General features: G+C 28.0%; 4 protein-coding genes. 2 read left to right on the plus strand and 2 right to left on the minus strand.

From position 1 onward, the window contains the following. Positions 1-506, plus strand: a 506-nt coding sequence (locus KKE07_00690) for a hypothetical protein (protein MBU4269379.1), incomplete at its 5' end; no start/stop codon positions are given. Here the strand turns inward: KKE07_00690 and KKE07_00695 are convergent. Further along, complete coding sequence (locus KKE07_00695) at positions 496-2,307, minus strand: hypothetical protein (protein MBU4269380.1); 1,812 nt, start codon at positions 2,305-2,307, stop codon at positions 496-498. The two genes, KKE07_00690 and KKE07_00695, sit on opposite strands and share 11 nt — an antisense overlap. A gap of 167 nt (positions 2,308-2,474) precedes the next feature. Beyond that, a complete protein-coding gene (uvrA, locus tag KKE07_00700) occupies positions 2,475-5,027 on the minus strand; it encodes an excinuclease ABC subunit UvrA (protein MBU4269381.1) in 2,553 nt (850 codons plus the stop codon). A 169-nt stretch (positions 5,028-5,196) separates the two neighbouring features. Here uvrA and KKE07_00705 point away from each other — a divergent pair, with 169 nt between their 5' ends. Continuing rightward, positions 5,197-5,745 (plus strand): Hsp20/alpha crystallin family protein, encoded by a 549-nt coding sequence (locus KKE07_00705; protein MBU4269382.1) that lies wholly within the window; start codon positions 5,197-5,199, stop codon positions 5,743-5,745. Positions 5,746-5,947: the final 202 nt, after the last annotated feature.

The following is a 5,947-nucleotide window of genomic DNA, read 5'->3' on the forward strand; positions in this document are numbered from 1 at the left end:
ATCAAAATAAAATAATTACAATAACAAAACAAATTGAGAATCTTTATAAAAAACTGGATAAATTCGTTGAAGAATATTTAAATATGACAAATCAAAAAATAACAGATCTTAAGAATGAAGAACCAGACAGAATTACAGAACAAAGTGAGCAATCTGTTTCCATACAAATAGAATTTTTTAAAATATGTATGAAAAATATATCAGAATCCGAAAATGATTTAAAATCGATTTTTGAAACAATTAAGTCACAAAAAGAATCTTATATAGAAACAATTAGTAGTGATTGGATAAAACGCGATTGGAAAGACACAACACTTCCTAACCTAAAAAAAGATTCAGAAAATTTATCTGTTATCCTAAATAAAGACATTAACACAATATGGAAAAATTTTATAAGTAAGTTACTTTTAATTGATATTTTTGACAGCATAAAAGATCATTTTGGGCCAAAGGTAGCATTTAGTAGAATTGACGATTTACAAAGTACATTTGAATTTAAAATTTAAAATTTTTAAATTTAGCAAAATCTTTTCTTACTGTATTTTTAAACTCAACAAAATCTTTATCTAACAAATTTCGTTCACTATTATTTTCATAATAACGAATAAAATATTCAAAAAAAGTTAAAACTGATTTAAATATTAAAATATCTAAATCTTTTTGTAATTCAATTAAAAAACGTTCTGATGTTAAAGAATCGATTCTTTCATAACTATTTGACGTATTAATTTTTAAATCAAGAAAGAAATTATAATCTTTTACAAAATCATTAACCTTATTTACTAAAGAATCTTTTTGCTTAAAAGAAACCTTATATAATCTTACTATTTTTAAGTATATATCTCTTGATTTTTCAACTTCATAGTCATGTATAAATATGGAATTAAAAATAGCATCAAATTGAAATTCAAAATTTTCAATGTTACTAATCCGACCTAAACAGTCAAAAGATGTTAAATCCAATATACCCACCAATCCGATATACTTTTGAACTAAAAGCTTATATTTATCAATTAAAACATCTAGGTAATTGTTAGAAAAAAGCTCCAATATTGAGGGCATAAAACCTTCATCCGAACCAAAATCAAAGACATTACCATCAATAAATTCTCTTAATTCATTAATATTTTCTTTGTCGTAATCTAAAAATGCCACAAAAATACTATTTATATTTGAATATAGCTGTCTTTTTATTTCTTTATCATTAGAATTTGAATATTCATAAACCAATGTCTCTTCTATTTTTAGTAAAAAATCAACTAAATCCAATTTAAAAATTTTCTGGTTTTCATCCGAAAGCATTATTTGATTAAAAATACAATCTATAAGTTTCTGTATTTTATTATTTCTGATTAAATCCAAGATTAAAGATTCAAAATTTTGATCTGAAAAACCTTGCAAATATCCATATGTATTATTGTATTTTTTCATATAATCAAACGCATTATTATAAGAATTTTTTTTTAGAGATTCTATAATTTGCAAAATTAAAGCATCATGCTCACCAACTAAAACATCATTATCTTTTTGCAAATTTAAAATATTTTGTTCAAGATTTTGAATATATTCAGGTATTTGCGAAAGCATAGTATAATCACGACTAATATCAATATTGTTATATTCTAAATAACTGTTATAAGATTCTTTTAAATTATTTAAAAAATCTTTTGTAATTTCAATATATAATTCTCTATCAAAATCATGATAATAATTAATAAAATATATAAATATATCTACTAACTTTAAAATAGGATTAATACGCTCTTCATCTCTATCCGGATAATATTTATTATTATAAGAAAAATCTACGAGCTCATCTAAAACAAATAAATTTGTAAAATCCTGTAAGAGATCATTAATTTCAAGAATATTTAACCCAAGATCATTTATATCTATTTGTTCAAAATTATCCTGTCGTATTTGATACGATAAACGTCGATCAAGATAATAAATTTTTGCTACCGGCTCCAACAATTTTATATCTATAAGTAGTTGATTACGTTGTTCAAAAAGCGCAACTTGTTTTTTATAATCTTGCTTTGTACCTGAATCATCTTCATCATATTGTTCTGATTTATTTCTTTTTTCAATCTCTTCATAACTTGGTGCAGTCATAGCAGGACCGTACCATGTTTGTATATCTTGCGTAATTTGATCAGGAAAAATATAATCTTGTTTATTATCAGAAGAAGATTCGTCTGGAGATATTTCTGTCTCAGAATAATCGCTTCCAATAGCCAATATATTTGAACTTAAAAATATTGAAAATATAAAAATTTTTAATATTTTATTTAAAAAATTATTCATATTAAACTCCAAATGTTCAAATTAAATTCCCCAAATAATCTATAATTTTATATTAAATATTACTATTTGCAAATACATAAACCATAATACTAAACTTTTATGTGTTTTTCACAAAAAACAGAGTTTTTATAATAAAAACATTGGAAAATCAATAAATTTCACGTTTTTTACAAATAATCTTTAAGATATTTGGCCGTATAACCATTTTGCGATTCAACAACCTCTTCAGGGGTTCCAAATGCAACAACTTTGCCACCATCAGCACCGCCTTCAGGTCCAATATCTATCAAATAATCGACAGATTTTAAAACATCAAGATTATGTTCAATAACAAGAACCGTATTTCCACGATCTACAAGTTTATTTAAAACCAAAAGAAGTTTTTCAACATCACAGCTATGCAAACCGGTTGTAGGTTCATCCAAGATATAAAGAGTATTTGTGCCTCTTTTTGAAAGTTCATTCACAAGTTTTATTCGCTGTGCCTCTCCGCCGGAAAGTGTTGTTGAAGATTGTCCCAATTTTATATAATCAAGACCAACTTGCTGCAATAAATCCAAGCGTTTGTAGATTCTTGGAAAAGTTTTAAAAAATTCCAACGCTTCAAGAACGGACATATCAAGAATTTGGGCAATATTTTTATTTTTAAATTTTATTTCCAATGTTTGCTGATTATATCGTTGTCCCTTACAGCTTTTACATATAACGACAACATCTTCTAAAAAATGCATGGGAATTTTTAATATTCCATCTCCGTCACATTCAAAACAACGGCCTTCTTTAACATTAAAGCTAAATCTGCCGACTTTATAACCCCTGGCATTACTTTCCGGTAAATTTGCAAAAATATCTCTAATCTCATCAAAAATTCCCAAATATGTTGCAGGATTTGATCGTGGAGTTCTTCCAATTGGACTTTGATCCACCATTACCATATTCGATAAATTTTCCACTCCTGTTAATTCTTCAATATATGGATTTACAGCCCAACCATTTGTGAAAAAATTTCTAAGTGCTGATGCTAAAGAATGTATTACAAGACTACTTTTTCCGGATCCGGAAACGCCTGAAACTGCAGCAAAAACACGAAGCGGAATATCTACGTTAATATTTTTTAAATTATTGGCCGTAACATTTTTTAGTTTTAAAAAATCTTTGGGCTCTCTTCTATTTTTAGGTACATTAATTTTTCTAATTCCTGAAATATATGCGCCGGTAAGTGAATTTTTATTTATCGAAACTTCTTTTGGCGTACCAAATGCCGTCACGAAACCTCCTAAAATACCCGCTTGAGGCCCCATATCAATTAAATAGTCGGCAGATTGTATTGTGTCCATATCATGCTCGACAACTAAAACCGTATTACCCTGATCTCTTAATTTTTTTAGAGTTTCGATTAATTTGTCATTATCTCTTTGATGTAGCCCAATACTTGGTTCATCCAAAATATAAATCACACCGCTCAAACTTGAACCTATTTGTGTAGCAAGGCGAATTCGTTGTCCCTCACCTCCCGATAAAGTTCTGGCAGTTCTACCCAATGTTAAATATGATAGTCCAACATCGTTTAAAAATTTTAATCTTGATATAATTTCTTTTAACAATGGTGCAGCTATTTCAGCTTGATCTTCATGTAAATTTAATTTACTAAAAAAATCTAACCCGTCTTTTATGGATAAGAGTGTTAAATCGTAAATATTTTTATTATCAATAAATACGGAAAGCGCCTCATCGTTCAATCTTTTACCATTACAAAAAGTACACTTTAATTCTTTAGCATACTTTCCAAAATAATCAGGATATTTGGTTTTCCAGTGCTCATCATCACCCTCTTGCCATGGCCATTCTTGAATAAAACCAAGTCCATGACAATTTTTACATGCACCAATTGGAGAATTAAATGAAAATAATCTTGGTTCAAGTTCCGGAAATGATTTAACGCAATCAATACAAATTCTCATCGAAGAATAATGTTCAATTTTATTATCTTGGGTTATAACCGAACATAAACCATTATTTATATTAAACGCTTTTTCTATCGCTTCTTGTAATCGCTGAGCCTCTTGATCCACTACCGATAAATTGTCAACCAAAATACTAATACTGTGCTGATATTGTTTATGTAATTTAATATTATCTATTTCAATTAAATTTCTAAATCTGTAAATTTTACCATCAATTAAAAAACGATAAAAACCAAGATCAAAATATTTTTTTAAATCTTTAGTAAATTCACCCTTTTTTTCTACGGCAACCGGAGCCGCAATTGTAATATTTTGATTTAAAAATTTTGTTAATAAAAGTTTTGTAATTTTTTCAGGGGACTCTGCTTTTATAGCCTTTCCACACTCGGAACAATGTGGCTGACCGATTCGAGCAAATAAAACTCTAAAATAATCATAAATTTCAGTAATTGTACCAACGGTAGATCTTGGATTGTATCCAACGGTTTTTTGATCTATGGCAATAGCCGGACAAAGGCCTTCAATACTTTCAACATCCGGTCGTTTGGACACACCCAAAAATTGTCTGGCATAAGAAGAAAGTGATTCAACATATCGTCTTTTACCTTCTGCATAAATGGTATCAAGCGCAAGCGAACTTTTACCCGATCCGGAAGGTCCGGTGATAACAACAAACTTATTCTTGGGAATAGAAACATTTATAGATTTTAAGTTGTGCTCTTTTGCACCAAAAATTAATATTTTTTCGTTATTCATAAATAAAAGCCAAAAAGCCCCCAATAAATTTATTTGTCGTTTAAACCTGTATTTAAATATTACCAAAAATATATAACTTTTAAAAATGCTCTACTTGAAAAATTCATTTCACTTTTCTATAATTTTTCTGGGTATAAATTTTTTTTATTTTTTTATGGGAGGAATTATTATGAATAAACAGACAAATATTGCAGTTATTATGTTATTAAGCTGTATTTTATCAAGTAACATGGCTGCAAGAAACAGCTTTTGGGATGGATTTGAAGATATCCAAGAGAACTTAGAACAAACAAGAAAAAATATAGACCGGGCATTTGGGCAAATTAATAGCGATGAAAATCAGGTTTATATGGGAAATGCAAGTATTTTTGAAAGCAAAAACGGCGAAATTTGGGGTCTTGAATTTTACATTCCGGGATACACAAAATCAGATTTTAGCATACAAATAGATAAAAATGGTTTTTTACATATCAAAGCTGAATCTAAAAAAGAAGAAAAAGAAAATAAAGAAGACAAAGATAAAAAATATATTTATAAAAGCTGGAGCTCAAGCGCAAGAACATTTATTCGTACAATAAAACTTCCTGAATTTGTTGAATATTCGGATTCATCAAAAATAGAAACTTCTTATAATGAAAAAAACGGTAAACTTGAAATCAAATTTCCTAAAAAAGATGTTGAAGCTAAAAAAGATATTATCGAATTAAAGCTAAAATAATTTACCAGTTTAGTAGCCCGGTCAATACTGCCGGGCTACTAAAATTCAAAATTTGCAGACAAATTAATTCTTAACAACTCTTGAGCATTGGTCCCGGCAAAAGTATATAAAAATCCTAAATTAAATCTAAATCTTTCATCAATTTGATAACTATAACTTGCACCAATTCTATTTTCTATATACCAAGAATTATCAGTAATTA

The sequence above is a fragment of the Candidatus Dependentiae bacterium genome (assembly GCA_018897535.1).
Classification (GTDB): Bacteria; Babelota; Babeliae; order Babelales; family UASB340; genus UASB340.